Consider the following 1,454-nt stretch of genomic DNA (forward strand, 5'->3'; position numbering starts at 1 on the left):
AGTGTGTGGGGTGTGTGGTACGGGGTTGTTGTTTGAGAACTACATAGTGGACGCGAGCATCTTTTATAAGAAGCAATTTCCAAGAATATGAACCTGGATCTGGCCGTGCATCCTTTGGGGTGTGGGGTTGGTTTTCATGGTTCTCTCGAAAAATGTTTTTTGATCTTTTGTGGTCAAGTTTTTAAGAGCACACGGTGGATGCCTTGGCATTAGGAGCCGAAGAAGGACGTAGGAATCTGCGATAAGCCTGGGGGAGTCGATAACCGGACTGTGATCCCAGGGTGTCCGAATGGGGAAACCCCGCTGGGCGCGCGAGTGACCCGGTGACCCGCATCTGAACACATAGGGTGCGTGGAGGGAACGCGGGGAAGTGAAACATCTCAGTACCCGCAGGAAGAGAAAACAACAGTGATTCCGTTAGTAGTGGCGAGCGAACGCGGATCAGGCTAAACCGACTCATGTGTGATAGCCGGCGGGCGTTGCATGGGCGGGGTTGTGGGACTTGTTGTCCTGGTTCTGCCGGACCGGGGAGGTGTGAGTGCTGGTATAGGTGAACGGTCTTGAAAGGCCGGCCGTAGAGGGTGTGAGCCCCGTAACCGTAATGCTGATGTGCCGCCTTTGATGAGTATCCCAAGTAGCACGGGGCCCGAGAAATCCCGTGTGAATCTGTCAGGACCACCTGATAAGCCTAAATACTCCCTAATGACCGATAGCGGACCAGTACCGTGAGGGAAAGGTGAAAAGTACCCCGGGAGGGGAGTGAAACAGTACCTGAAACCGTGTGCTTACAATCCGTCGGAGCAGCCGCAGCTTGCTGTGTCGTTGTGACGGCGTGCCTTTTGAAGAATGAGCCTGCGAGTTAGTGTTACGTCGCGAGGTTAACCCGTGTGGGGAAGCCGTAGCGAAAGCGAGTCTGAACAGGGCGTTGCAGTGGCGTGATCTAGACCCGAAGCGAAGTGATCTACCCATGGCCAGGTTGAAGCGACGGTAAGACGTCGTGGAGGACCGAACCCACTTCAGTTGAAAATGGAGGGGATGAGCTGTGGGTAGGGGTGAAAGGCCAATCAAACTTCGTGATAGCTGGTTCTCCCCGAAATGCATTTAGGTGCAGCGTTGCGTGTTTCTTACCGGAGGTAGAGCTACTGGATGGCTAATGGGCCCTACAAGGTTACTGACGTCAGCCAAACTCCGAATGCCGGTAAGTGAGAGCGCAGCAGTGAGACTGTGGGGGATAAGCTTCATAGTCGAGAGGGAAACAGCCCAGACCACCAACTAAGGCCCCTAAGCGTGTGCTAAGTGGGAAAGGATGTGGAGTTGCGAAGACAACCAGGAGGTTGGCTTAGAAGCAGCCATCCTTAAAAGAGTGCGTAATAGCTCACTGGTCAAGTGATTCCGCGCCGACAATGTAGCGGGGCTCAAGTACACCGCCGAAGTTGTGGCATTCACATGTTTTC

1 rRNA gene (running past one end of the window) is annotated in these 1,454 nt (G+C 53.9%); it reads left to right on the forward strand.

Annotated features, from left to right (window positions below):
• Positions 1-171 precede the first annotated feature (171 nt).
• A 23S ribosomal RNA gene (locus ACFRAU_RS25920) occupies positions 172-1,454 on the forward strand; it runs 1,632 nt beyond the window's last position.

It is taken from the genome of Arthrobacter sp. NPDC056691 (genome assembly GCF_042791415.1).
Classification (GTDB): domain Bacteria; phylum Actinomycetota; class Actinomycetes; order Actinomycetales; family Micrococcaceae; genus Arthrobacter.